Consider the following 26,049-nt stretch of genomic DNA (forward strand, 5'->3'; position numbering starts at 1 on the left):
TGGGAGAGAAATGATGGACAACATAATGGGTCTTATCAATAACTTTGGGATCTTCCATCTTAGTTGGGGACAAGTTGTGATGATTATCGTAGGTCTGATTCTTTTGTATCTGGCCATCGTTAAACATTTTGAGCCACTACTACTGGTTCCCATCGGATTTGGCGGCATTTTGGCAAACCTGCCCGATATCGGTTTGGCTTTATCAGCGGTGGATAATGCGCTGCACGCAGCTCAACCTGATGTGCTCAATCAATTTGCTGGCATTTTACAAATTGACCAGAGCACCGTTGGCGCAATTAAAGCCGCAATGCTAAATGCATCACCTAAACAACTAACAGAACTGCAATGGATAGCTGAAAAATTTCAATATAACAACGGAATGCTTTATCAGTTCTATGAGTTGGCTATTGCTTCGGGTTCTGGCCCACTGATTATCTTTATGGGAGTGGGAGCACTGACTGACTTTGGCCCGTTATTAGCCAATCCAAAGACCTTATTGTTAGGTGCAGCAGCCCAGTTTGGGATCTTCTCAACGGTACTTGGCGCAATTGCTTTAGACAGCCTCGGGGTGATTCACTTTAGCTTAGCTCAAGCTGCTTCCATTGGGATTATCGGTGGCGCGGATGGGCCAACAGCAATCTATGTCTCGAGCCTCTTATCGCCAGAGCTGCTCGGTGCCATCGCCGTGGCGGCTTATTCATACATGGCTCTGGTTCCACTGATTCAACCGCCAATTATGCGGGCGATGACCACTAAAGCTGAACGACAGATAAAAATGCGCCAGCTGCGTAAGGTCAGTAAAACTGAGAAGATTGTTTTCCCAATTATGCTGCTGATTTTAATTGCGCTGTTACTGCCTTCTGCGACACCACTGTTGGGGATGTTTGCCTTCGGGAATCTGATGCGAGAATGCGGTGTTGTTGAACGGTTATCCAAAACCACCCAAAATGCGCTCATTAATATTGTCACTATTTTCTTAGGGCTTGCTGTCGGTTCTAAATTAATCGCTGAGCGCTTTTTACAGCCGCAAACCATTGGCATTCTAATTTTAGGTGTACTGGCTTTTTGTGTCGGGACTGCAGCGGGAGTGCTCATGGCTAAAATTTTAAATCACTTCTTTAAAGAGAAAATGAACCCGCTTATTGGCAGTGCTGGCGTCTCTGCAGTTCCAATGGCAGCTAGGGTTTCCAATAAAATTGGGCTGGATGCAGATCCGCAAAACTTCCTGTTGATGCATGCGATGGGGCCAAACGTTGCTGGCGTTATTGGCTCGGCAGTTGCAGCCGGTGTGATGATTAAATATGTATTAGGCTAACTTACCCAAAACGGCGCACGGGCGCCGTTTTATTTTCCTTTTTTATTCACTCTTTCTTATTGTTTGCCCCATCATTAATCCCACCTAATTCACAAACTTGGGTATTTGAATCAATTATATTAATCGGTACAGTGTTTCAAATTAGAGTATGATGATGAATTATCGATGGCTTATCATTGGCTTAAGCGCACTTTTAGCCGTGGGCTGTGCCAACCAAGGAACTCACATGAAAACGGCAAACCAACCTATTCTGCTCTGGCCCGATGGGCAAATTCCTGGCGCGCTAAATGTTCAAGTTAAAGCTGAAATGATCGAACGAAGCAATATCAAGGGAGTTCATGACCGGGCTTGGATACATATTTCACAGCCTTCTTTAAGCGCATTTTTAGCCAATAAACCGAATGGTTGTGGCGTCATCATTGCCCCAGGTGGTGGCTATGAGCGCGTTGTCATCGATAAAGAAGGCGTCGATATGGTTAAGCCTCTTAACGAACGGGGCATTAGCGTTTTTATTCTTAACTATCGGCTCCCCGGCGATGGCTTTGCTAACCAAGAATGGGTGCCATTACAGGATGCGCAGCGCGCCATTCGCCTATTAAGAGCAAATGCTAAACTGTGGCAGCTAAAGCCACAATGCATCGGTGTCATGGGATTTTCAGCAGGTGGGCACGTAGCTGCAAGTCTGGCAACTCAATTTAACCTAGCAAGCTATAAACCTATTGATGTGATTGATGAGCAATCGGCTCGGCCCAATTTTGCCGCACTGCTTTATCCGGTCATCACCATGAACCATCAATATACGCATATGGGTAGCCGTGAGCATCTGTTAGGGACCAATCCATCGGCCCAACAGATCAAACAGAGCTCACTTGAAAACGCGGTCACCATCAACACCCCGCCGACTTTCATCGCTTTGGCAAATGATGACCACTCCGTACCACCGATGAACAGCATTAAGTTTTATGAGCAGCTCCACAGCCACCATGTGCTCGCAGAGATGCATATATTTGAGCGCAGTGGACACGGGTTTGGCATCCGCAAAGCGCAAGGCAACGCCAAACTGTGGCCCGAGCTATTTCTAAATTGGTTTAGCGCGCTCGATTTGCCTAAGAATCAATAGAAATCCACGCAAGTTCTTTTACGAATGAGAAGGAACTTGCTTGGCTAATTGGTCCATTTGGCTATGAATGGCCTGAATTCGTTTATTCAGTTGCTCTAACTGCTGGCGAGCTTGGTGAATATGAGAACTTTCTATAAGCTTCTCAATGTAAGCCATCTGCCCGTATACCGGTGATAGGCTTTGCGAATAACCGCTTAATGTTTTAGCCAACCGTTGGGCCTGCCAATAATTGCGTTTAGCAAACGCTTGCTCAAGATTAGCGAAATCAGTTCGAGCTTGGCGAAACTTATCCAACTGTTGACGATAAAGTGCAAGGTTATGCTGATTGAGATGCGTATATTGTTGCTTTAATTTTTCCACTTGGGAATCGTTTGGATATAACCTGGCTAATGTATCAACTAGAGCGTTTACCTGATGGCTTGCCCAATAAACTGGGCGCTGATTAAGCTGCTTAATCCGTTGATAATAAAGTGCTTTAAATTCGCTTTGATGAGCACTCAACTCTTTTCGATTAAAATGCTCGCTAATATCTTGGCCCTGTTGAAGCGTTAACGATTTTGGCTCAATATTCTGGGTACTTAACGCCGTCCATAATGGCGAAAGTTGATTGGAGTGATTATAAAGTGCAGCTGGGGCAAACAAGACCACTGCAAAAACGAGCCCAACCAATGCCCAACGCATGCGCATTGGCCAAGTGGCTTTAATGACCTCTTTCACGTTTTCGCTGGGCGTATTAAATCCGCGTTCAAGCTTATCAATCTGTTCAAAGATTTGTAGTCCTAATCCATCCCATCCTTGAATCTGCTCTTTTTGCAGCTGCTGAATCTTTTCATCCAATGCTTGGCAGGCTCGCTCACAACGGTAAAGATCACGCAATTGTTCCAAATTTGGACTCAACCGTTTAAGCTCGGGAATAACGCGGCTCGTCTGCCAGTTAAACAGTTCAATACGTCGCTGAGTAGGAAATACCGATTGTTCACCAAATTTATTGAGTACTTCAAACTCAAGCTCTAGCGCATCCGCTAAGCCACTAATTCCCTCGATTTTAAGGCTTGCCACACAATAATAGCTAGCAAGCAATAAGTCGCTACCACTTGAGCGAATCAGACTCTGGCAGTCGGTATAAACCTTTTGCCAATCACATCCTCCGCTTAATGGATTAAAGCGGCGATTCACCTCATTGCGGATCTGCTGGTATAAATCATTGTCGCGCAATTGCAGCTCATCATCGACAATTTTAAAGCGGCTCATTTGTATCATTAAAACAACTCACAAAGACCACCAGCCTTAGCTAAAAGGCTGGTTATAAATAGTTACTAATAGAGATTTTTCGAGACTTTAAAGCTTTTGAATAAAGCTTCAGTAAATGGGTTACCATCAACTTCAGAGGTTAATTTATAGGTCACATGGCCGCCATCGATATTAAACTGATAATCCACGCTGGTATTGCTCGAACTAACAATGCGTCCGTGATCTAATAATCTGAAAAATGCCCATGGCCCTTGAATAGTAATACTTCGCGGAGAAACATTGTTTAATGTCGGTACTAATGTCAGCTTAGATGATGCTGATGAACGCAAGCTGTTTGGCCACATCAGATTCACACTCTGTTTCGCCCCATGTGCATATTCAACATACTGACCATCGACATTGATAATCGAGCGCATTTTATTACCCGTTAAATCAACAGGTTCAAGAGCAAATTCCACATCCAAGGCACCTTTACGGTTAAAGAACGCATGTTGAATATCTTGAGCATGCGTAATTTCATCCATTACTTTGGCACTAATTAAACCGTTCTGCGCATCATCTGCATTGCTTAAAGAAACCCCTTCATCTTCAAACATCTTCAGCTGATTACTATAGAATTGGTCAATCACACCGCCGGGGGCAAAGAAGTCACTAAAGTCTTTAAGTGACACATCGACATCCGAGTGAGGATTAAATGGATAGCGAGATGCTAATTTCTGTTGAAATGGCAGATACACATCTTTTTGCCAACGCGTTTGCAAATAACCAATGGCCTGCTGTTTCACTGTCAACCAACTCTCATCGGCCAGTTTTTTAACCAGTTTATTCATCGGTGATGGCAAGCCAGATGCAATTCGCTCAACGGTATAAATCGGGTCAGAATCTTTAAGGCTAAGTCGCGCTTTTGTTGCCTCTAAAGCCGCTTTGCCCATGCTTGGCGCACTTTGAATCGATTTTAGATATTCATTCAGTGAACTAATGGCATCGACTACTTCGCTCATATACGCAGGTTTGCCATCAGTGCTGGCGATTAACCCATTGAGCTTGCTAAATGGGTCGGCAATTCGCGCCGCGGTGGCGTATTTACTGGTTTTCATCAGCTCCATACGCGCAGCATCATCTTTAGGCATATTCGGGAAGAGCTGCGTATTTTGCGATACGGTTGTTAGCAATCGATTATACGGTTGCATCCCGCCAACGACGTTACTAAGCACTTGAATAGCATCATTAATGTTAGTGAAGTATTTCACATCAACATGATTCACAGCTTCGCGCCAATAATGGGTGTAATCGGCCACATACAGATCGCGAATGCGCGCACGCAATACGTCTTTATCGGCCTTGCTATATTTGGCATTTTTACGCTCACCTAGCACCCAGCTGTCAATCATCGCCAGATTAGACACGGACGCTAACTGAGGTAAGAAATACTCTTTAAATCCATGGGCTGTGTATAGCTGTGGAATTTCAAGCGTCTGTTTTGGTGTATTTGATGAGTCAAATACTACGTTATAAATCGGACCAACCTGCTTAGGCAGTTCTAACGGCGCACCTAAAACCAAAGCGGCACTTTGCTGAAGGTTACGATAAACTCGCTGAGCCACCGGGATCTGACTTAATCGCAGTTGTACATCGCCAATGAGGTTATCGTATGGTTTAAGAGCCGCGATTGCTTGCGGATCGCCTTCTTTACGAAGCGATTCAAGATCGGTGTGATCCATCGCATAATCCAAATGCCCCATCAGCATCTGTTGGGTCTGAGGTTGACCCGGATATTCTTTTTGCCAATATTTACTAAAGTAATCTTCAACATAATTTTTACGCCGACCACTTTGGTCAGTCATCATTCGATAGACGCGAAGCAATGTAAGTCGCTGCTCATCTGTTTTGGCTTCGCTCATCTGCACAACAACCTGACGCAATAACACTGGCAAATATTGCAAACGCAGCGCTTCTAAGTAACTGGTCTCAACCTTCGGCCCAATGGATTTCCCCTGATAGAGTCCCATATCTGCAACCACAGGTGTGCGTTGGCGATAAAAGCCAAATTCTAGCGTAGCATCACGCAACATGTTTAATGGTGGCAGTAACGCTTTTTCTCCTTTACCACTCCAAGACACATCGGCATATTGTTTTTTATAAAGCTCAACACGCGTCAACACCTCTTTGGCTTGAGCGCTATTGATCATGTAATAACGCTGCCAACCGCCAATCAGCATCACAGACGCAATCAAACAAGCAACCGTTGAGAGCAGTAATACTCGGCGTTTGCGCTGAGCGGCGCGAAAGTTATCAGAAGCCAAGCCGGCCTCAGGATAAATGATCCGATGAAATAGATTTTTAGTGAAATAAGTTGTGGAACTGGCCGCTTCCTGAGCACTGTTAATAACCTGGCTCAAACCATAACGACGAGCCGATGCATCCACATAAGCATCCGATGGCACACCTTGCTGGTAAACCGAGGTAAAATAAACCCCACGAACCAATGCTGAGGTTGAAAACTGATCGCTTGCCAATGCATCTTTAAAGAACTGTTTGAGCACATCCAGTAATCCGGCAATCTGGCGTGCAAAGCTATAAATCGCAGTTCGGTCTTCTTCATCAGCGGCCTGTTGCAGGGCTTTGGGCAAGCACTGGTTCACCCGCTCGATAAATGCTCGATATTCTTGTTCAAATTCAGTGAGCCATTTATCTAAGTCATTCACAGAGTCGAGCGTAAAAGTGAACCCCATCACTTCATCACGCTGCTCTTTGCTGTATTCACGAAAGAACGGTTCAAAGCCATACAATAAATCCAGCTTAGTCAACGTAATATAAACAGGCATGCGAGTGGTGAGTATTTCCATCAGCTCACGTAATCTTGCTCGCAATAGTGTTGCATAAGCGCGCCGCTCAGAAACCGAGGTCGTTGCCAAGTGGGCAATATCCAGTGCAATGACTACACCATTAAGCGGACGACGACTACGAGTACTTTCGAGCCACTTAACAAAATGTAGCCATAAACGCCGTTCTAATTCACCATCATTATCAGGGTCATTATTGCGCTGGGTTAACAACTCGCCATCAGGGTCAATTAATACCGCATCATCCCCAATCCACCAATCAAATGAATAAGGATTTTCACTTTTTTTACCGGATGCGCGAAGTACATTTGAAAATACAAAATCCTGACCAGAGCGGTTAATTAAGCTCGTCTTACCAGCATTTTCCAGCCCCAACACCAGATACCAAGGCAAAGCATAGAGATAATTATGCTTATTTAAGCTTTGGCGCATCCCAGTCATCACTTTATCCAGCTCGACTTGCTGACGTTCTTCGTAGCGCTGAATTGGATCTTCTTGCAACTGCAACTGGTGGCTTTGCGATGCCTGCATTTTGTGCAGCTTATGCCACTGTGCCAGCCCCCACCAAATGATAAAGACTAAGGTACATACGGTACTTGCCAAACCTCGCGCCATTATTGAGGCTAAAGGATGGGTATCTTTGATGGTTAACCAAGGACCGGCCCACCAGATCGCTACCTGAGCCAGGATGAATACCAAGATAATCAATAATGGCAAGGATGATTGCAGTGCTCCTAACAAAGGTTTACACAGCTTTTTTAAAAATTTGCTAACTAACTGAAACATGATAAATCGATTCCTGACTTACTCTGTCCGATAAGATTCTAAATGCTGAATAAGTGATGGTTCCCACTGGCCAACACTCATCTGACTAATTTGACCGTATAACGCTTGATAGCTTTGTCCTGCCATAGCACCTAACTTGTACTCACGCATTAAATCGGCGCTTAACAGCCGCCAATAGGCTTTTTCTCGAGGTTCATTAGCGCTTTGCAGCCCATCATTTAACATGGCCAAAGCCACTGATAACCCACCTTCTTTGGCAAGTTGCATCGCTTCTGTACGACGGGCGTTCCAATCTGAACCACCCTGCTCTTGCGCCTCTTGATTGGCACTATTAATCCACTGTAATGTGGCATCGCTGGCAAACGGGAGCTTGCCTTTAAAACTCAATTTACTTAAACCCGGCAGCCGCGCTATAAATAACGCCAACTCATGGCGAATAGCCTCACTCCAATTGGGTTCAGATAACTTTTCGGCGATCTGAGCACTTAAATAGTGACCATCAAACCAGTACGGGCTGAGCGCCAAACTCTGCTCAACTTTGCGCCACAGAGCTAAACTTGCACCGCGCTGGAGTTGCTCTTGGTAATCTTGAATGCGATCAGCTGAAACGGGCATTAACTGAGTTTCACCTTGTGAATTGGCCTCAGGAAGCGATGTAATCGAAAACCACACTGCAAAACGTCGCAACCGCAAGCCAAGAACAGGGCCTTCATCCATATCCGTTAAAAAATCGGCGACTTTTAATAGCGTCTGTTTAATGGCTCGCTCACTGGAGATATCAATACTCAATGGCGTGGATTTGGTTGTCGCAGTGACTGACGCAGCTTCTTCTGATGTCGCGGCTGCGTTGTCGCTTTGCTTGCTCTCTTGAGCGGGTTCACTCACGCTTGCCATCTGCCGTTTCATTAAAACAGCTAACTCTTCAACTGCATCTGTTGGCAATTGCTGAGCTTTAGCGGCTTCTTCAAGCTGGCCAATAACCTGTTCTAGCTGGCCTTTTTGTTCAAAATCAAACCGGGCAACCTCAATTTTTTCCCCTGCCTGATAGCTGCGCTGCAAGATCTGCGAAAAGAACTTCCGCCGGGGCAATACGCCTCGTTTTCCTGGGGCGGGAAAACAACTCAGCCAGTATTTTTCAATAAAATCGACAAACAATTGCAACGATAAAATATAGCGTTCTGGCGTACTCTGATGTTGTAGACACTGCAATAAGATTGCTAATATTTTCAGATCCTTGCTTCGCTCAGCTAATAGTTTTAAAGCGCTTTGTTCAACTTCTTGCCATTTCACTTCACTGTGTGAGAGCGAACCTACTTTCATCATTTGTGATTCAACAAAATCAAGCAGCGGATCATCACGCAATCTCTGCCCAACAGCTGATTCTGCGCTGATTGGTGCTGCTAATTTAGTTCGAAACTCTTTTACATTCATACGCAATCACTAATTCCAGTCACAGGCTTTTTGTAGGGGTTTAATAGAATCTCTTAGTCCGTCAGAGGAAAACTTAAGGCCATTCACGCTAGCTACATTTGAGCGCAGCGAAATCGGCTGATTAGCCACCAGAGCTCGCATTAAATGAATCGCCGGCAAACCGCGCCCTGACTCGAGAATTAACCCTGATTCATCCACCAGCCAAGACTGGGTATTTGCAAGGTGACCACTGACAGTTATATCCACTCGCCCAATATTGAGCGGTTTTGGCAAGAGCAATCGCACCCGGCTAATTTTGTTATCGCAGCTGAGCATCAAAATTGGCTTTTTAATCGCACCCGTTACAGATGTTTGCGGATGTGGCCATTGGCTTGCGGTTGCACTCAACCAGATCCCATCAGACGGTTTTGCTGAATTGCTCATGGCTAAATGAAAACCACTCTTATCATGTTGCTGTTCATATTCGACCGCACGTTGCCAAGCGATGGGCACCTGAGTGAGGCTTTTGCCCGGCGATTTTTTACCAACAATAGGCGTTGCAAATACTTCATCAAAACATTGCAAGCGCTGTAATCGTTCCTGAACTTGTGTGCACTGCTGAGCCTTCGTCAATTTTGAGACAGGTTTAGCCACCACAGCCACAGAGCTTGTCGCTAACAGTGTTACAATCCACAACATCTTCCCTGTCATTAGCTTTCAATCTCCAGTTTTTGGCATTTATGTGCCAGTGTTCTTTTGGGCAACCCTAAACTTTGAGCCGCTTTAGCTCGATCGCCTCGATATTCCTCTAAACGAGTACGAATAATCGATGCTTCAAACTGACGCATCGCCTGTTTTAAATCGTGTACCTGCGCATAAGAGTCATCTGAGCCCTCATCAATTGGCTCATCATCGATATACGGCTGCATCCATTGATTAAGCTCACTTAACCGATCGCCAAAGCAACCCAGTGTCAGCTCGTTGCTGTCATCAACTTGGGTACAACCAAACTCCACTAAATGGCGCAATTCTCGAACATTTCCGGGGAATGGATAGCTGGCGAGTTTGTCAAAAAACTGAAAATGGACGCTTCGAACATTGAGCTGATGAGCCTGATTAAATTGCTGAACGAAATAGTAAGTCAGCGCTTGTAAATCATCCCCTCGCTCACGCAGTGCGGGCAGATGCAGTGGATACTGGCAAAGCCGGTAGTAAAGATCTTGGCGAAATTCACCCGCTTTGACCTTATCCAACAAATTCACATGGGTTGCGGCAACGAGACGAAAATCAGAGTGTTGCGATTGCGTTGCGCCTAACGCGCGAAACTGATGAGTTTCCAAAACGCGCAATAATTTGGCCTGCAATGGCAGTGGCATGTCACCAATTTCATCTAAAAACAATGTCCCTTGATGCGCTTCGGCAATGATGCCGCTTTTGGCCTTAAGCGCACCGGAAAAAGCACCTTTTTCATGGCCAAATAGTTCACTTTCAAGAAGCTGCTCGGGAATAGCCGCGCAGTTAACAGTGACAAACTTCTGTGAGCGGCGCTCTGAATATTGGTGCAACGCTCTTGCGACCAACTCTTTACCTGTCCCGGTCTCTCCTTGAACCAACACAGTTAAAGAGGACTGAGCAGCCCGAATCGTTTGTTTGCGAAGCTTCACCATCGCCGGACTATCGCCGATGAGCTGTTCTTTGAGTTGATGGGTTAAATGTTGAGCTCGCTGCTCGCTTTGCATCCGATGAATCGATTGCTTAAGCAGGTATTGTTGGCTATTGCGTTGACTAAGCTCAGAGAGCATATCCCATTGCTGAATGAAAATAGTTGTGTATTCACGCCATTGGCAATCATTTAACAAAAGCTCTAGGCGTTCATCATCGGCCACAAGAGCAACAATCGTCTGAACACTGTGACCATCTCGATTGCACGGTGAAAGCAGAATGCCACTATGGCGCTTTCTTTTTTCAAGCAATTGGGTAAATGACTGATTATCTGACCAATAAGGCAGCTCTGTGGAGCGGATCAAACGCATCTGTTGTTTTTGAATCAGATGCGAAAAAGGATGATCAAAGTCATCAACCGCCCAACTTAGATTTTGTGCATGTGTTAGGCAGACGAGTGTCCGCCCATCGTTATCAGGCACAATCAGATGTAGCGCTTGTAACGCAAGCTGCTCTGTTAAAAACTGCACATAATGATCAATCAGTTGCTGACTGTCTCGCAATGTCAGCAAATCTGCAGCAGAGCTCAGCCAAGCCGTCATATCAACATACCTCAGAATAAAATTGCCCTTCACGAACGCCCATTTCAATTGTTTGAACGGGGACGTGTTCAGCGAGTTTATTTAACAACGCCAACGAAACGCTCGGCAATAATTGCCCTTCGATAATAGCCTCAAGCATACGGGCACCATTTTCAGAGCGGGTGGCGCGCTGACGAATCAGCGCAACCAGTTCATCATCAATGGCAACCTGCGCTTGATATCGTTCTTTGAAAATTTCTTCAAGACGAGCCAGTTTGGCGCGAATAATATCTTCAAGAACATCATCAGCCAGTGGCAGATAAGGAATGACTTCCATACGAGCTAACAGCGCAGGCTTAAAAAATGCGGCTAATTCTTGATAAAGAGCATCTTCGATAAGCTCTGGCTCACTGGCATGATCAACAATAGTTTGATATCCCAAGTTAGATGTCAGGAAAAATACGATGTTCTGACAATCGATGAGTCGCCCTTCCCCATCGGCTAATTCGCCTTTATCAAATGCCTGATAAAACAGATTTAGCACTTCTGGATGGGCTTTTTCGACTTCATCAAGGAGCACGATGGAATATGGCATTTTACGAATTGCTTCAGTTAAGACGCCGCCTTCACCGTAGCCGACATAACCAGGAGGAGAACCGATTAGCCGTGAAACTGTATGTTTTTCCTGATATTCCGACATGTTAATTGTGGTTAGAAACTGCTGCCCACCGTAGAGCTGCTCTGCCAGTTGCACAACGGTTTCGGTTTTACCGACCCCACTGGGTCCCACTAACAAAAAGGCGCCTTTGGGTCGACCTGGACGGCGCAAATCAGCGCGAGCCGTTAACAGATGGCGGTGAATTCTCTCAATAGCGATATTTTGGCCTTTAACCTGTTGGCTTAAGATTTCACTTAAGTGAGTCATTTTAGAAAGTTCATCAGAGTTCATCTGATCAACAGGCACGCCAGTCCAATCAGCTATCACCTGAGCAATTTGTGCTTCATCCACCTGCGGGTGCACTAATAATTCTTTATGGGGGATTAAAGAAAGTTGCTGGTAATATTCGCTAAGCTGAGCTTTAAGCTGCGCTTCATCAAGCGGTTCTAATTCAGCCTCTTCAGCACTTTTTGCATCACTATCTAAAATAACTTCAGCGGCTTGCTCGGCGGCCTCAACTGTGGCTTCAAATTCAGGTTCATTATCATTGTGAACCTCTGCGGTTTCATCAGATTCAGGTTGAATAACAACCTCATCCAGAGCTAACAATTGACCGCGTAGCGCAATGATTTTTTCAACAAGTTGCTTTTGCGTCTGCCAAGACTGTTCTAGCTGCTGATAGAGCTGTTTATCATCAAGTTCGTTTTGCTCAAGTGATGCAATGCGCTCATCGTCAACCACCTCACCTATTTTTTCTTGGCGTTTAAGCATTGCCAGCTCTAAAGAACGCTGATAACTGCGGCTCTCAATTTGAGTGAGCTTGCGAGGTGGCGAGCTTAGATTAATAGCGATACGAGCACAGGCTGTATCTAAAACATCAATCGCTTTATCTGGCAGCTGTCGACCTGATACATAGCGATCAGATAACAACGCTGCAGCCTTAAGCGCATCATCGCTAATTAATACTTGGTGAGCAGATTCATATACGCCATGTAAACCGCGTAAGATATCAATACTCGTCTGAGCCGATGGAGCCTCTAATTTAACCAGTTGAAAACGCCGAGTCAGTGCTGGGTCTTTTTCAAAATATTTTTTATATTCTTTCCAGGTTGTCGCCGCGATAGTCGATAGCTCACCGCGAGCCAAAGCGGGTTTTAAAAGGTTTGCCGCATCACCACCGCCTTCTTGGTTACCTGCACCAATTAACGTGTGGGCTTCATCAATAAATAAAATAATTGGTTTCGGTGAATTTTTAACTTCATCAATAATACTTTTAAGGCGACGTTCAAACTCCCCTTTAACCGAAGCACCAGCCTGCAAAAGCCCTAAATCTAACGATAGTAATTCAATATCTTGAAGGTGCTCTGGCACTTGTTCTTTAACAATGCGCTGAGCCAACCCTTCAACAACCGCACTTTTACCAACCCCTGCATCGCCCACAACAATCGGATTGTTTTTACGTCTGCGACACAAAATATCGATCATCAGGTTTATTTCATCATCGCGACACAAGACTGGGTCTAACTCGCCAGCTCGGGCCATCTGCGTGAAATTACTACAGTATTTACCTAAAGCGGTTTCACCTTCACTTAGCGAATTAAGAGCAGTTGGTCGCTCTTGGGTATCATCACTACTGGGTGCTTCGGCTGAATTAGCCGTTAATTGAGCAAACTGCCGACGCAATGTTTCGCGATTAATCCCCGCTAACGCCTCGCGAACGCTAGGACTTACATAGCGCTCAGGGCGCATTAAAGCTGCGATAAAAATAGCGCCAGAGCGCAGCTGTATCTGATTAAGTTCAGCTGAACTTAATAACCAGGCATCCTGCAATAGCTCAATTAAAAGTGGTGAAAAAGCCGGATAGCTCTGCTGACCAACTTCATGTGGCTGAGCATCACCAGTAATCGTTTTTAATTTTTGCTGATCAATTCCGCAGATTTTTAAGATCTCGCGAATATCTGATAACGGGTTATCCAGCACCGTAAATAGCAGATGTTCAAAGGTAACTTCTGGATTCTGCCGAGCCATGCAATGAGCAGCGGCTTGTTCAAGCGCTAACTTTGTCTGTGAATTTAGTTTTTTTATTAATGTGGGTAATTCAATTTGAATCACAACAGTTTCCTTAATGCAGAATTTGGTTCAATTGAGCAATCACATCCATAGATTTACTGTGCAATGCCAGTGAATAACCAATAAAAATGACACCCCAAGCGATAGCGAACCCCGCGAACACAGACCAAACAGGTATCTGTTTAGATAAACGCTCTTTAGTTGCGACAACATGTTCGGTGGCACTGGTCAGCTCTTTGGGTTGTTGCTGCTGTTGACGGGCTAGAAGCTGATAGAGATTTTTCACCACCTTCTGATATTCCTGATGGCCGTTTTCCATCACCCGATAGCGCCCTTCAAAACCCAGACACAGACACAGATAGATAAATTCTAAAATTTCTTTGTAACGCGCCGGCTCACTCTGCAGGCGAGATAAAATAGTAAAGACCTTTTCCCCGCCCCAGGTTTCGTTATGAAATCGGGTTAAAAGCGAATGTTCAGCCCAGATACTGTCAGCTCCCCAGCTCGTGCTCATCACCGCTTCGTCAACAAATGAGCACAACACATAGCGATACGCCAAAATCATGGCATGCTCATAACCGGCTTCAGTGAGTTCCACTTCAATGGTTTTCACTTCATCAACGGCCTGACGGTAAACATCTGCGACCTCATCGCAATAGGATAAACGGCGAATTCGAATGGCCATTCCTAAAAGCGGAGTCGCGGCATCGACCATCAAATTCAAATTGTCGCCGCGCAGCTGAAACCAGTAATCGCGGTCATTATCAATATTGCTTACTTCATCAAACAACAGCCCATCAAAACTCTGTAACTGACCTGGCTGTGTCGTCACCATATCTGTCATGATTAACTCCGTATTGCCCAGAACTGCAGTTCAAGATCAGGGAAATCGCCGGCGACATGGAATGCAAAGCCGCTGGCATTATTGAGCATTTGCCAAGCCTGACTGGTTTTATCCAGTTGATAATAGGTATAACCCGCGTGATAAGGCAGCTGACGTGGAGCAACAGGCAAGGTAGTTAAAGGAACACCGGGTAATTGCAATGAGATCAGATCGCGAATTTTCTCAACCGAGGCCACTTTGGTTTGTGCAATGAATAAACGGCGCAATTCATCAAGTGGCATCCGCGCTTTCACTGCAACAATAAATTCAGCATTCTCAATTAATTGTCTATCTTGCAGTGGCGCAACCATTAAGCCGTATTTGCGTTTTTGTAACTGCAATGAGACCGCTTTAGGTTCGAGAACAATACTCAGAGCTTGGCGCAAGCGGGTCATCACAGCATGAAAACAATCACTAGGAAGGTCGTGATTGTAATTGGCAAACTCTGGCGCCATGCGACTTTCATCAGTAAAAGTTGCCAGTTCTGCCGACATCATGGTTAGCGCTTCATAAGCTCGTTCAGGGTGTAAACGGCCTAAACTGGCCATATGATGTAATTGCGGCTGCATACGATTTAATGCCTGTAACAGCATAAAATCAGAGACATCAGCGACACCACCTTGGTTAGGAGCGCCAAGGCGTTGTGCGATATTTTTAGCTCGTTCTCGCATTAAACTGGCAACTTCACCAATAAACCGGTGAATCTGACTCACCGCATTGATATCAAGGTGGCAAGGAATAAACTTACTATCGAGCAATAAGCTACCATCTGGACGTTTTTCTAAAATTCGGCCAATCGCAATGGAGCTATAAGCACTGCGATCTTCTTTTTCCAGCATTAATTTGAGCTTAACAGGGCTAACATCCACTCCAGCAGAAGCACCATTTTGTGATTGGACGTCATAGACCTGTGCTTTAGTTGCTTGATAGCGTCCAGTTTTGCTCTGACCTGGCCAACTAACTTCACTAATAGCATCAGAGCGAAGCGGTAGCACCAAATAGACAATCTGATTGGCAAACGAGTCATCAAGAATTTCCAGCGGTTCAGGCATAGCATCTTCTTGAGGAATATTAAACACCGAACCATCTGGCATAATGCCAACTGCCCGCTCAATGGCTATCGAGCCAAAACTTAAATACTCTGGATTCAGGCTTAACTCACTGACGCCATATAAAGAACGGCTGATCGAACGAACTCGTTCATCTACAAAATATTCAAAGTAACGTTGCTGCTGTTGAAAATGCTGAGGTTTGATAAATAACCCTTCACTCCAAACAACTCGATTTCGCGACGCCATAACTATTATTCAACCTCTTTCAAAATGACTTCATTCGTGCGAAAGAGCATCATCAAATGATATTCATGCCCAATAGGCTTAACTTTTACGACTTTCTTCCACTGGCTTTTATTTGGATCGGAGTAATTGGCAACCACCCCGATATAGCGGGTGTCTTCATCTAACTGAATTGGTTCAACAAATTTAAATTGCCCAGGCGTTAAGATGTAGTCGTAATCTTTCACATAATTACTTCCTAGAGCACTTTTGAAATTTTTCGAAAGCTCTTCATAGTCGGCAGCTTTTAGCATCGAATCATCTTCAAGCTCAAAGACTTTGAATTTAATCGGAACCCCAACCCCATCTGAATCCAGCGAGTTCACATCATTCGGGGCAACTAAGCTCAGTGTCATAGTCGATGGCAAAGAAGCATAATCAACCTTTTTGTCGCTACTCCCGCCAAAAGCACTACAGGCACTTAAACTAAGAACTAAAACTGTACTTATCAGCCATTTCATCATTAAAATTCCTGTTGTTTTTGGCGCAGCTCTCGGTCATACGCCTGATCAAAAATCTCCCAGAATAGTTTTTCAAAACCATGCTGACGACTAGATGTTAATTCTTGGTAATAGCTCTGATACATCTTCCAAGCCCACGCATCATCAGTTTCCAGTGATTCTTCGCTGGCTCGACGATAATGCTGGAAGCGGCGCAATAACACTTGTGGAGAGAACGCACTGACGATCTGATTAAGCGCTTCAGTGGTTGCTTGCTGAACCGCTTCATTATGATTTTTAATCGTTTTAAGACTTTCTTCGATGGCACTTGGTGCAGACAAATGAACCAAAGAGCGTTTGTTTTCAAAAAGGGTCTGGACGGTTTGCTCGTAACTTAGCCCCAACCGCAGAGGGTTATCTTCAATCGGCTGTAAATTACGATTCATCTGGCCATAACGGCTGTCACTCACCTGTTTGTGTAACTCCAATAAGCCTTTAATTGCTGAGCGCAAAGCAGCGCCCATCTCTTCAGAGAGCTGACTCATTTGCCCCATATCGTTGGTATCTTTGGCACTCACGCCAAGCCCTTTTAACATGGGGCCGGCAACAACGTGGCGAGTATCGCTCGGCTCATCAGTGTGATCAGAATAAATATTGGCGTACTGCTCGGATTGGTTCGGTTGAGAATCTCCAAAGTCGGCCATGCCTTTTTCAATTTCTTTTTCCAGCTCATCCAACTCATTGCTGTTCATGGGGACATTCTCCTTGGTTGTTAATTCGGTATCGTTTAATAATTCCAGCGGACTGTTGATTGGTTTTAGTGGTTGCGATTGGGATTTTTTTGACTCGCTGTGAACTGGTTTAACGGCTGATTTAAGCTCGATTGCCGCATCATCACTGCGCTGGTTATCCGCCTGATAAGTGAGCTCTTTACCCTGCCAAAGTTGGTCTTCGGCGCTCAAATATTGCTGCTGGGCTTTTTCTTCTTCATCATCTGCAGGCTTTAAAAAATCTTCTAAGCTCTGCTCTTGGGCTTGTAAATCATCCAGTGCACTAAGTGGGTCATCAACAATGGGGGTGACGATATCTTCTTCAATCTCAACGTCATCTTCACTTGGCCATTGCAGAATATCGTCTTGCTCAAAAAAGGTTTCTAACGTTTGTTGGCGATTACTTACGCTTTGACCTTCGTGCTGACCGATGCCAACCCGAATGACAAATGGCCCAATATTAATCTGATCATTCTCATTCAGGCGCGCTTGACGTCCTCTGCCTAGAGCCATCGAAGCGCCATTAACATAGGTCTGGCCACACAAATCAGTCAGACAAAATAAGTTATCAATAAAACGGATCTGACAATGTGTGGGCTGCACAGCTCTTTGTCTATCGGACAACACCCAATCGCTATGCCCTGCGCTGCCAATTAATCCGCCTTGGGGACCAAACAAATACATCGCTCTACCACCCGCTTCAAGACGGTCAGTATTAGTGACGGTTAAAGTAATGTTTGACCCGCTTTCTATCATCATAAAGTAGTTACTCACTAGCGTATGTGAATACAAACTTGGCGCTTCGCTTGACTGACGCCCATAAATGAATACCAACCCAGCGAAGAGCAGTTTTCTTGACTAAGCTGCAACAAAGGTGCTTGGCCCCAATCCAACTCAAGTTCCAAATCAAAGGCCATTTGCTCGCGCAAAATAAACTCCATTAACTTACAAAACGTCGCGTAGTCTTTGCCTGTTGGTAAAAAGTCCTGAAATCGCTCAAAGGTTAATTTTTTAAAGCAAATCACGAATTTTCCCATGCAATCGGTGATGGAATCACCGATCACAGTGTCATCCCCCAAGCACATATTGGCTTGCCCTAAGCGAAATTTTTGCTCGCGAGCAATAGCAACTTGGCGAACTTGCCACTGTTTAATGTCAACTTGTTGTAAGTCGAAATAGTGCGCAACAATCCCTGATACGACCTGCGGTGAGCGACTACGCCCCGCTAACGTGCCCGCATAAGAGAGCATTTTGCACCAGTTGATCTGAGTCTCTTTTCTCAGATCCTCATCGGCTAGCCCAACCAGAGCAAACAACTGTGCCGAAAACGCATCGGATGCCTCTTCACGAAAACGAATGTAATAGCGGTATTTACGCCAAATTTGATACACCAAGGTGATCAAGCGATGGCTAAAGAAATCTAAAAAATCTTTACGGACCCCTTGTTCATCCTCTGTTGCAATCTGTTCGAGAAAAAAACCAGGCAAAGGTGACTGCGCCCCAGACAATCCTAAAAAGGAGATCTGCAATTGATAATGCTCATCATCAAGCTCAACGAGCTGCTTAACATCACTGGCAGCAAACCCCAAACTGGGATTAGAACTAAATAACAGTTTGGAGCTTATCTGAGCATCGCTAAATGCTTCCGGATCGTCTCCAAAAAGCTGGTGTAACAATTCAACCAGTTGAAAAAAATTGTATGACTCAACATCCTTGACCAATTCAGGGGTTGAATTTTCAACCTTTAAATCAGCGGCTGTTGACCGGTTTGAGCGCCCCATGAATACCTTTCTCGATTATTAGCGTTAACCACAATCAGCTCGTGAAACGAGTTGATACTGGCGTAAAGAGAGAAGAACTGGCTTAAAATTGTGCCAAATAGATAAAGCTCGCCTTCGCTACCGAAAGCTTCCTGCTTAAGAACAATTTGTGAGCGAAGCCCCCGAATCGGCAACCCACGAAGCACTTTTTCAATAGGTTTAGATTCAATTGACTCAATCCCAGATAATCGTTGTTGCGCGATACGTTCAGCCTGACGATCAACCAATGCGCGAAAGTCATATGCTCGCAAGATTGAACACAATGCATCTTTTGATAGCAGCGACAGGTAGTTCAAAGACAAATTCGAGATAAGAGTCCACAACAAACTGCCATCTAAAACAGGCCGCAGTGGCTGAGTCGGTTCAGTTATATTGGAAAAACTTGCAAATGATGGTGATGAATCGGTTTGAACACACAGATCGCCAATTCCAAGCTCTAACGGCAATTGGCGATTGGTACAGGTCAGCTGCAGCGAGATAGCCTCGCTTAAATCCATGCATTCAATTTCATCACCTCGAACAAACGATAAGTAATAATCGAATCCATCATTACGAATACTTTCTTTGACCCGTTGGCGATAATACAAAGCATGGCGATGTTCACTACGCTCAATTTCGTGCTGAAAACTCTCAAATGGCGTATACACGCGTTCTTGACCACGCACTCGACCAGTACTGGTGCCAGACCATCCTTCAACATGATCGATACTAAACACTTCATAATGAGCTGGATAACGGCTCGAAGGAACAACTCGGTATTCCGCTTTTTTGCCATTAAGATCAATTGGATCAGCATCGTGCGGGAAAAGATTAATCGCAGGTGTGCAATACAGTTCAAAGCTCTCTTTGCGAACTCGAACATCGGTTGGAATCGTTTTACTAAAACAAAAACGTAAGACAAATTCACCAGAAAGAGGAACACCGATATGGCTGCTGATATCTTTAACGTCACAAAATAGAAAAGCCTGAGGAAAGGTCAAATATTCCTGAAGAACACGATATCCTTCATAAACATTTTTTGGATAGGGCAGAATCCCTTCATCACTGCCAAAACCAACGGCACCTAACGCATTAGCTGGAATGTGGTAAACCTGTTCACCTTGAACGACCTCAATCCTTTCCAAGTAATGATTCAGCCACAGATACAGCATTTGAGCACTGTAATTATCACCGCCAAGATAAAATCGCAGGTCATCCAGATGCATATCAAAGGTGCTTTGTTCACCGAGAATAGCCAGATTTACATCAATTTGTGAGGCGTCCCGAGTATGATGAACACTGACATCGGTGCGCTCGAGCGGATAAATATCCACCCCTCGACAAGTTGAAAAGTGACAAACCGTATTGAGTACAGCAAGTGAATCAATCTGTACACCTTCATCAATATGCTGTTTGGCACTAATCGCCTTTTCATTTGGACTAAAACGGCAAATAGTGAGGCTCGGTACTGGGCGCAAATAGTTCGGCCAGAGCATATTGATTACCGAATGGGTAAGCTCTGGAAATTCGTCATCGACCTTCTCACGCAATTTACCCGTAAGAAAAGCAAAACCTTCTAGCAATCTCTCAACATCTGGGTCCGTATTGCGACCATTGAGAAATTTCGTCAGTTGCGGATGCAGTTCAGTAAAAACACTGCCCTGCTCTTTTAAGAAGGCTAGTTCCTCCCGGAAATATTTGTCTTGAGACACTATAAAACCTTATATTTTCGGCTATTTTCGAGGACTAATTCGATCTGCACACTATGATGCAAAGCACCACGATTCACGTTGGCTGTCACATGAAAACGAAGATCAATTGGCCGGTCTGGGTCGGAGTGAACCTGCACATCCAAGTTGCAAAGACGCGGCTCGTAATGCTCCAAGGCCCGGCGAATCGCCAAGCGTAAATGCATTGATAAGTCGGAGCTTTCTAGCATCGCATCATTAAAGTCAATTAAACCAAGTTCAGGCGCACTAAGTGACTCACCCATACGGGTGTTCAATATATTCGCTACATTGTGTTTAATTGATTCGAGCACATCTTGAACGCTGGGTCCCTGAGTAATAGAGCGACTCACAGAGTCAGCTTCTAATCGTTCAAAGAAACTGACCCCATAAGCGCTCTCTTCAAGCGCTACATAACCCATGAATTACGCCTGATCTAATCGGCCAACTAATGAAAGCTCAAAGTTTGCACCCATATATTTAAAGTGCGGCCGCACAGCCAGCGAAACTTGATACCAACCTGGATCGCCTTCAACATCCATCACTTCAATTTTGGCTGCACGTAATGGACGACGGCTACGTACATCTGCGGGTGGATTTTCTTGATCGGCAATATATTGTTTAAGCCAAGTATTGAGTTCACGTTCAAGATCCTGACGTTCTTTCCAAGCACCGATCTGTTCGCGTTGGAGTACTTTAATGTAGTGCGCCAAGCGGTTGATGATCATCATATAAGGCAGCTGAGTTCCCAGTTTATAGTTGGTTTCAGCTTCTTTACCTTCTTTGGTATTCGGGAAGATTTTTGGTTTCTGAACGGAATTAGCAGAGAAGAAAGCGGCATTATCACTGCCTTTGCGCATGGTCAGAGCAATGAAGCCTTCTTCAGCGAGTTCAAATTCTTTACGGTCAGTAATTAACACTTCGGTTGGAATTTTAGCCTGCAATTCACCCATTGATTCGAACAGATGAACAGGTAAATCTTCCACTGCACCGCCGCTTTGCGGGCCGATAATGTTTGGACACCAGCGATATTTCGCGAAACTATCAGTCATTCGCGTAGCCAGTGCAAAAGCGGTATTCCCCCACAAATAGTGCTCATGAGATGCACTTACGTTTTCTTGATAATTAAAGCTGCGAGCCGGATTTTCGATTGGGTCATAAGGTGTACGCAGTAAAAATCGTGGAGCAGTTAAGCCTAAATAACGGGCATCTTCAGACTCTCTAAGCGACCGCCATTTAGTATATTTAGGACTTTCAAAAGTAGATTTCAGATCTTTGATATTTGGTAGTTCTTGGAATGAATCAATACCAAAAAACTCAGGCCCAACACTTGAAACAAACGGAGCATGTGCCATTGCGCCAACAGCACCGACATATTGCAATAGTTTCATGTCAGGAGTTGATGGAGAAAAAGAGTAGTTCCCTATCAATGCACCAATTGGCTCACCACCAAATTGACCATAACCTGAAGAATAGACGTGTTTATAAAACCCAGATTGAACTGTTTCTGGTGCAAATTCAAAATCATCAAGCAACTCTTCTTTGGTTGCATGCAAGACTTCGATTTTGTTGTTTTCACGAAAATCAGTGCGGTCAACCAGTAACTTCAGACCACGCCATGATGATTCAATCTGTTGAACTTTGTCATCATGAAGAATTTCATCCATCTGTGAACCGATTTTTTTATCCAGTTCAACCAGCATCTTATCAACTAATGCTTTATTAACTGGCTCCGCACTTTGATCACTTTCTAGAAGCTGGCTGATAAATGCTGCGACACCCTTTTTGGCAACATCATACCCATCATCACTCGGAGTCATCCGAGTTTGAGCCATAACCTCATCAAGTAGTCCAACACTACTTTGCGACTGCTCAACTGCAGCCTGTTCTTGAGTTGACATAATTGTCCCTTACGTCCCTAGAATTTTAAAAAATTGACTGACTAGTTATCTGAGTTCTCTTCGCTTGAAACCAGCTCTAACTCGGCTAGTAATTTTTCGCGCGATTCTTTAGATTCAAGTAACGACTGCAACTGCTTACGAAACTCAGGGATATTGCCAAGTGGGCCTTTAAGAGCCACAAGAGCTTCACGTAACTCAATCAATTTTTTAAGTTCTGGAACTTGATTGGCAATAGAATCGGGGGAAAAATCAGCGAGAGATTTAAATGACAACGAAACAGCCATATCTTGGTCTGGTTCATCAGTCAGTCGATTGGGAACGGATGTTGTTAATTCCAGTTCACTATCACGCATTACTGCTTCAAAGTTATTTTTGTCAATTGATACAGCTTTACGATCTTCAATCGGTGTCTCTTCGGCATGCCCTTTAAAATCTCCTACGACAAGAGTCTTAAATGGCAATTCGATTTCCGCCTGAGCATCACCAACAGCGGGAACATACTTGATATTAATGCGCTCCTTGGGAGCCACACTTCCTTCTTTAGACATAATTTCTCCGATATATCAACAGACTAATGAATCCCAGCCACATGTTATGTTTTATAGTTATCAGGACTAACTTTATGATTGGATTCCAAGCAAAATGGCATAAAAGTATTAGTAAATTTGAAGCAGATAATGAATCCTCTTCAACATATTTAATACAAATATAAAAACCACTTCAGCTAAAAAACACTGCCTATAAATTTTATAAAATAGATACTGACATAAATATTATGTTCTTTTCAACATCAATATCACTAATAGTTGTGGCTGACAATTAATCCACTAAAAGATAACAATGTCAATATTGAATTATATAAATATTACACCAAGTTAACCAATAGCTAAGCAGATAGCTAAGTATGCTAGCACTGAAACTAATAAAGAACTCATTATTTTTTATGGCTTTTTTAAAGGTCTGTTCTGATTCGTTAGGACTATGAGAAATCAGTGGTAATCACTAGGCTTATAAAGAATTCAACTAATTGATTTGTGAGATATTCCCCATTGTAATATTAGTTAAAATGAATATATAGCATTACAGACGAACAATTTTTAAACAAATTTATGGTTTTTTAACATATATATTAAATGATTTATTAATATATATATTATTATCTAAAAATGATTAACCGATACCTATATAAGTTGAAAATTTCAACTTATAAATTAAAACTCAATTAGTTTATTTAAATTTAATTAAAATAAACCAACCATTATTAACAATAATATTTAAACAATGGTTAAATTAAAAATATGGATAGTTATTAAACTTAATAATAGCTGAGTCATAAGCTATCTAATAAAAATTTAATCATTTACGCAACATAATAGTAACAATGTATTATACACATACAAGCCAATCTCTCACAAATAGAATAATCCATATTTTTCATATAGTTATAAATAAATAATTCTTATTTAAACGCAATCTTCTTTAAACCTAAAAGATATCGAAATGGGATTACCCCCACCTAATAGTATTAGTGAAAAGGAATGAACACTGGGTTCTACTCTCGTCGAAAAATCAGATACTGATAAAAGTGTAAGCTCAGTCAATATTTTGATGATTCGCTCAACTCAACCACTGCTAAGCCACTAATGACAAACTACACTTTAAAAAGAACAATCCTATAAAATAAGTGAATGGATGCACTCAAATTAATGGAACTATCATTAGCGAAATTGCAAGAAAATAAAAAATAATGTCACTAAAAAATAGCCATAGAGAATTGGTAAAATCGACATTTAAACTAAAAAATAAATAAAAATCATAACGTTATGTTTATTTATTGGGAATTTAAAGCAGAAAACAATTATTGATATGGACAGTGCTTCGCAAACCACACCAGATGAACGACAGCTCTACCAGCAAGTTTGGTTTCTTGACCAGCAACTCAACTGCTTGCCGTTCCTAAAAAATTTAAGCCCTGAGCGCATCTGTGCCTGTCAATACGAACACATGATTTTGAATATCTATCATCTTTCAAAGTTCTGGAGTAGCCGCTATCAAGCGGTCGAAAAATCCCTTGAGATCCCTTCATTTGCACTGATTAAATGGCATTTGAACGCCCTACAGGAAGAGATTGAGCACTTTGAGTCGTTTTATCTAACGTTCCAACAACCAGCTGTTCACACAACTGCGCTCACTGTTGAGGATTATTTAGGGTGCAGTTATGTCATTCATTTCTGGCAAAGCAATGCCAAAAATGTACTCAGCGCTCTAGAGAGCGCACCTTTCTTGGCAAACCACACGTTTAGCTTTGAATATCTTAGAGCCATAGACAGCACGAAAGCCTCTGTGCAATGGCAAGAATGGCGAGAAATATTCTCAGATTGGAGTTATCAACGACATTTATGTCAGGTAAAGCTAACCCAAAGCGCTACGGATCAATTTAATAGACTTGTTGAATTTTTCGCGAAAAACCAACTTCCCAGTTCATCGCGAAGATGTATTAGCTAAATTTGCTCACAGACTGTCGAATCACGAGCCGACCACGTAACAACGCGTTTTCGTGGTGCGTTTGTTTGTGCAGAATTTGAGCAAGTTTATCCAAAGCCGCATCGAATAACTCTGCAAGAGGATAATGAATACACGTTAAAGGAGGGGATAGTTGCACAGCTAAAGGAGAGTCTTCCAAACTCATGAGTGACACTTCGCCAGGTACCGCTATGTTAAATTCCCGTAGTAGCCGAATCGCAACAGCAGCATCGCCATCACGACGCACCAGCAGCGCGCTAAACGGCAAATAACGGTTTAACAGCTCTAACAAAGAATGTTCACTACCATGTTGACCATGAATGACGAGTTCTCGGTTAAACGGCAATGACTGATTTTGCAGCGCTTGGCGATACCCCGTTAATAGCTCGTCACTGATTTGAGCTTCATCATCATCTAACCAAATAGCCACTTGGCGATGACCTTGACTGAGTAAATAACGCAGTGCGCTTTCACAGGCGAAAGTATAATCATAACGAATCGCTTGCTCACCAATACCAATGACTATCGTTCGCGGCCCGAGCATCTGCTGCGGACACGCCCCTAACACAATCGTTGCGACTGGATTGAGCTGACTAAAACGGTCTAATTGCTGTGAGAGTTCATCCGACTGACTGGCAAAACCAAGCACTAACTCCAAGCCCATGGCTTGAATGGCCCGAGTAAACTGAGGTAAATAAGCGGATAACTGACTCGCATCAGCATCACGAACTAGCACCGCAACCTGATTAGAATGTTCTCGAGCCAGGCTTTGAGCAAAAATATTTGGCCGATAATTGAGTGATTCTACTGCTTTTAGAACCGCCTCACGACTTTCCTCACGAACGCCTCGACTACCGGTTAAAACCCGCGAGACGGTCGCTTTGGATACTTTCGCCAAACGAGAAACATCGGTAATTGTAGCCATCGTCGATTTACTCCTTCTATGGTTCAGTCATCATAGCATAAGTTCTTTTGA

At 43.7% G+C, this 26,049-nt stretch carries 19 protein-coding genes; 3 read left to right on the forward strand and 16 right to left on the reverse strand.

From position 1 onward, the window contains the following. Positions 1–13: 13 nt before the first annotated feature. Both ABTQ23_RS04295 and ABTQ23_RS04300 read left to right on the forward strand, forming a co-directional pair. Entirely contained in the window at positions 14–1,315 is a 1,302-nt protein-coding gene (locus ABTQ23_RS04295; RefSeq protein ID WP_408614505.1) for a sodium ion-translocating decarboxylase subunit beta, read from the forward strand. A gap of 226 nt (positions 1,316–1,541) precedes the next feature. Beyond that, on the forward strand, positions 1,542–2,435 hold the full coding sequence (locus ABTQ23_RS04300; protein ID WP_408614398.1) for an alpha/beta hydrolase: 894 nt from the start codon (positions 1,542–1,544) through the stop codon (positions 2,433–2,435). Between the two features lie 18 nt (positions 2,436–2,453). Here ABTQ23_RS04300 and ABTQ23_RS04305 read toward each other — a convergent pair whose 3' ends face one another. The 15 genes from ABTQ23_RS04305 to tssB form a co-directional block, all read right to left on the reverse strand. Continuing rightward, positions 2,454–3,686 (reverse strand): type VI secretion system ImpA family N-terminal domain-containing protein, encoded by a 1,233-nt coding sequence (locus tag ABTQ23_RS04305; RefSeq protein ID WP_408614399.1) that lies wholly within the window; start codon positions 3,684–3,686, stop codon positions 2,454–2,456. Positions 3,687–3,751: 65 nt separating this feature from the next. Further along, on the reverse strand, positions 3,752–7,315 hold the full coding sequence (gene tssM, locus ABTQ23_RS04310) for a type VI secretion system membrane subunit TssM (protein WP_498038932.1): 3,564 nt from the start codon (positions 7,313–7,315) through the stop codon (positions 3,752–3,754). Positions 7,316–7,333: 18 nt separating this feature from the next. Continuing rightward, complete coding sequence (tssA, locus tag ABTQ23_RS04315) at positions 7,334–8,746, reverse strand: type VI secretion system protein TssA (RefSeq protein WP_408614400.1); 1,413 nt, start codon at positions 8,744–8,746, stop codon at positions 7,334–7,336. 9 nt (positions 8,747–8,755) lie between these two features. Continuing rightward, on the reverse strand, positions 8,756–9,436 hold the full coding sequence (vasI, locus tag ABTQ23_RS04320; RefSeq protein ID WP_408614401.1) for a type VI secretion system-associated protein VasI: 681 nt from the start codon (positions 9,434–9,436) through the stop codon (positions 8,756–8,758). Beyond that, positions 9,436–10,989 carry a sigma-54 interaction domain-containing protein gene (locus tag ABTQ23_RS04325; RefSeq protein ID WP_408614402.1) on the reverse strand — a complete coding sequence of 518 codons (1,554 nt, stop codon included), beginning with the start codon at positions 10,987–10,989 and terminating at the stop codon, positions 9,436–9,438. Before ABTQ23_RS04325 ends, vasI begins: the two co-directional genes overlap by 1 nt. A gap of 1 nt (position 10,990) precedes the next feature. After that, complete coding sequence (tssH, locus tag ABTQ23_RS04330) at positions 10,991–13,738, reverse strand: type VI secretion system ATPase TssH (RefSeq protein ID WP_408614403.1); 2,748 nt, start codon at positions 13,736–13,738, stop codon at positions 10,991–10,993. A 10-nt stretch (positions 13,739–13,748) separates the two neighbouring features. Next, on the reverse strand, positions 13,749–14,540 hold the full coding sequence (gene icmH / locus ABTQ23_RS04335) for a type IVB secretion system protein IcmH/DotU (RefSeq protein ID WP_408614404.1): 792 nt from the start codon (positions 14,538–14,540) through the stop codon (positions 13,749–13,751). Positions 14,541–14,542: 2 nt separating this feature from the next. Continuing rightward, positions 14,543–15,877, reverse strand: coding sequence for a type VI secretion system baseplate subunit TssK (tssK, locus tag ABTQ23_RS04340; protein ID WP_408614405.1), 1,335 nt, complete (start codon positions 15,875–15,877; stop codon positions 14,543–14,545). A gap of 5 nt (positions 15,878–15,882) precedes the next feature. Beyond that, positions 15,883–16,377 carry a type VI secretion system lipoprotein TssJ gene (tssJ, locus tag ABTQ23_RS04345; RefSeq protein ID WP_408614406.1) on the reverse strand — a complete coding sequence of 165 codons (495 nt, stop codon included), beginning with the start codon at positions 16,375–16,377 and terminating at the stop codon, positions 15,883–15,885. Then, on the reverse strand, positions 16,377–17,882 hold the full coding sequence (tagH, locus tag ABTQ23_RS04350) for a type VI secretion system-associated FHA domain protein TagH (RefSeq protein WP_408614407.1): 1,506 nt from the start codon (positions 17,880–17,882) through the stop codon (positions 16,377–16,379). The genes tssJ and tagH overlap by 1 nt, the downstream gene beginning before the upstream one ends. Positions 17,883–17,896: 14 nt before the next feature. Then, positions 17,897–18,904, reverse strand: a complete 1,008-nt coding sequence (tssG, locus tag ABTQ23_RS04355) for a type VI secretion system baseplate subunit TssG (protein ID WP_408614408.1) — start codon at positions 18,902–18,904, stop codon at positions 17,897–17,899. Further along, positions 18,868–20,634 (reverse strand): type VI secretion system baseplate subunit TssF, encoded by a 1,767-nt coding sequence (gene tssF / locus ABTQ23_RS04360; protein WP_408614409.1) that lies wholly within the window; start codon positions 20,632–20,634, stop codon positions 18,868–18,870. Before tssF ends, tssG begins: the two co-directional genes overlap by 37 nt. Next, entirely contained in the window at positions 20,634–21,071 is a 438-nt protein-coding gene (gene tssE / locus ABTQ23_RS04365) for a type VI secretion system baseplate subunit TssE (protein WP_408614410.1), read from the reverse strand. Before tssE ends, tssF begins: the two co-directional genes overlap by 1 nt. Positions 21,072–21,074: 3 nt before the next feature. Next, complete coding sequence (tssC, locus tag ABTQ23_RS04370; RefSeq protein WP_408614411.1) at positions 21,075–22,550, reverse strand: type VI secretion system contractile sheath large subunit; 1,476 nt, start codon at positions 22,548–22,550, stop codon at positions 21,075–21,077. A gap of 41 nt (positions 22,551–22,591) precedes the next feature. Next, positions 22,592–23,098, reverse strand: a complete 507-nt coding sequence (tssB, locus tag ABTQ23_RS04375) for a type VI secretion system contractile sheath small subunit (protein ID WP_408614412.1) — start codon at positions 23,096–23,098, stop codon at positions 22,592–22,594. Between the two features lie 1,318 nt (positions 23,099–24,416). On the opposite strand from tssB, the gene ABTQ23_RS04380 reads away from it, so the two are divergent. Further along, positions 24,417–25,055: a hypothetical protein gene (locus tag ABTQ23_RS04380; protein ID WP_408614413.1), complete on the forward strand. Its 639-nt coding sequence runs from the start codon at positions 24,417–24,419 to the stop codon at positions 25,053–25,055. On the opposite strand, the gene ABTQ23_RS04385 is transcribed toward ABTQ23_RS04380, so the two are convergent. Beyond that, positions 25,048–25,998, reverse strand: coding sequence for a LacI family DNA-binding transcriptional regulator (locus ABTQ23_RS04385; protein ID WP_408614414.1), 951 nt, complete (start codon positions 25,996–25,998; stop codon positions 25,048–25,050). The genes ABTQ23_RS04380 and ABTQ23_RS04385 overlap by 8 nt on opposite strands. Positions 25,999–26,049: the final 51 nt, after the last annotated feature.

Source organism: Celerinatantimonas sediminis (assembly GCF_046054195.1).
In the GTDB taxonomy this organism is placed as follows: Bacteria; Pseudomonadota; Gammaproteobacteria; order Enterobacterales; family Celerinatantimonadaceae; genus Celerinatantimonas.

Coding starts and splice junctions, on each gene's coding strand:
- ABTQ23_RS04295 (WP_408614505.1), top strand. CDS start 14: ATGGACAACATAATGGGTCTTATCAATAACTTTGGGATCTTCCATCTT.
- ABTQ23_RS04300 (WP_408614398.1), top strand. CDS start 1,542: ATGAAAACGGCAAACCAACCTATTCTGCTCTGGCCCGATGGGCAAATT.
- ABTQ23_RS04305 (WP_408614399.1), bottom strand. CDS start 3,686: ATGAGCCGCTTTAAAATTGTCGATGATGAGCTGCAATTGCGCGACAAT.
- tssM (WP_498038932.1), bottom strand. CDS start 7,315: ATGTTTCAGTTAGTTAGCAAATTTTTAAAAAAGCTGTGTAAACCTTTG.
- tssA (WP_408614400.1), bottom strand. CDS start 8,746: ATGAATGTAAAAGAGTTTCGAACTAAATTAGCAGCACCAATCAGCGCA.
- vasI (WP_408614401.1), bottom strand. CDS start 9,436: ATGACAGGGAAGATGTTGTGGATTGTAACACTGTTAGCGACAAGCTCT.
- ABTQ23_RS04325 (WP_408614402.1), bottom strand. CDS start 10,989: ATGACGGCTTGGCTGAGCTCTGCTGCAGATTTGCTGACATTGCGAGAC.
- icmH (WP_408614404.1), bottom strand. CDS start 14,540: ATGACAGATATGGTGACGACACAGCCAGGTCAGTTACAGAGTTTTGAT.
- tssK (WP_408614405.1), bottom strand. CDS start 15,877: ATGGCGTCGCGAAATCGAGTTGTTTGGAGTGAAGGGTTATTTATCAAA.
- tssJ (WP_408614406.1), bottom strand. CDS start 16,377: ATGATGAAATGGCTGATAAGTACAGTTTTAGTTCTTAGTTTAAGTGCC.
- tagH (WP_408614407.1), bottom strand. CDS start 17,882: ATGATGATAGAAAGCGGGTCAAACATTACTTTAACCGTCACTAATACT.
- tssG (WP_408614408.1), bottom strand. CDS start 18,904: ATGGGGCGCTCAAACCGGTCAACAGCCGCTGATTTAAAGGTTGAAAAT.
- tssE (WP_408614410.1), bottom strand. CDS start 21,071: ATGGGTTATGTAGCGCTTGAAGAGAGCGCTTATGGGGTCAGTTTCTTT.
- tssC (WP_408614411.1), bottom strand. CDS start 22,550: ATGTCAACTCAAGAACAGGCTGCAGTTGAGCAGTCGCAAAGTAGTGTT.
- tssB (WP_408614412.1), bottom strand. CDS start 23,098: ATGTCTAAAGAAGGAAGTGTGGCTCCCAAGGAGCGCATTAATATCAAG.
- ABTQ23_RS04380 (WP_408614413.1), top strand. CDS start 24,417: ATGGACAGTGCTTCGCAAACCACACCAGATGAACGACAGCTCTACCAG.
- ABTQ23_RS04385 (WP_408614414.1), bottom strand. CDS start 25,998: ATGGCTACAATTACCGATGTTTCTCGTTTGGCGAAAGTATCCAAAGCG.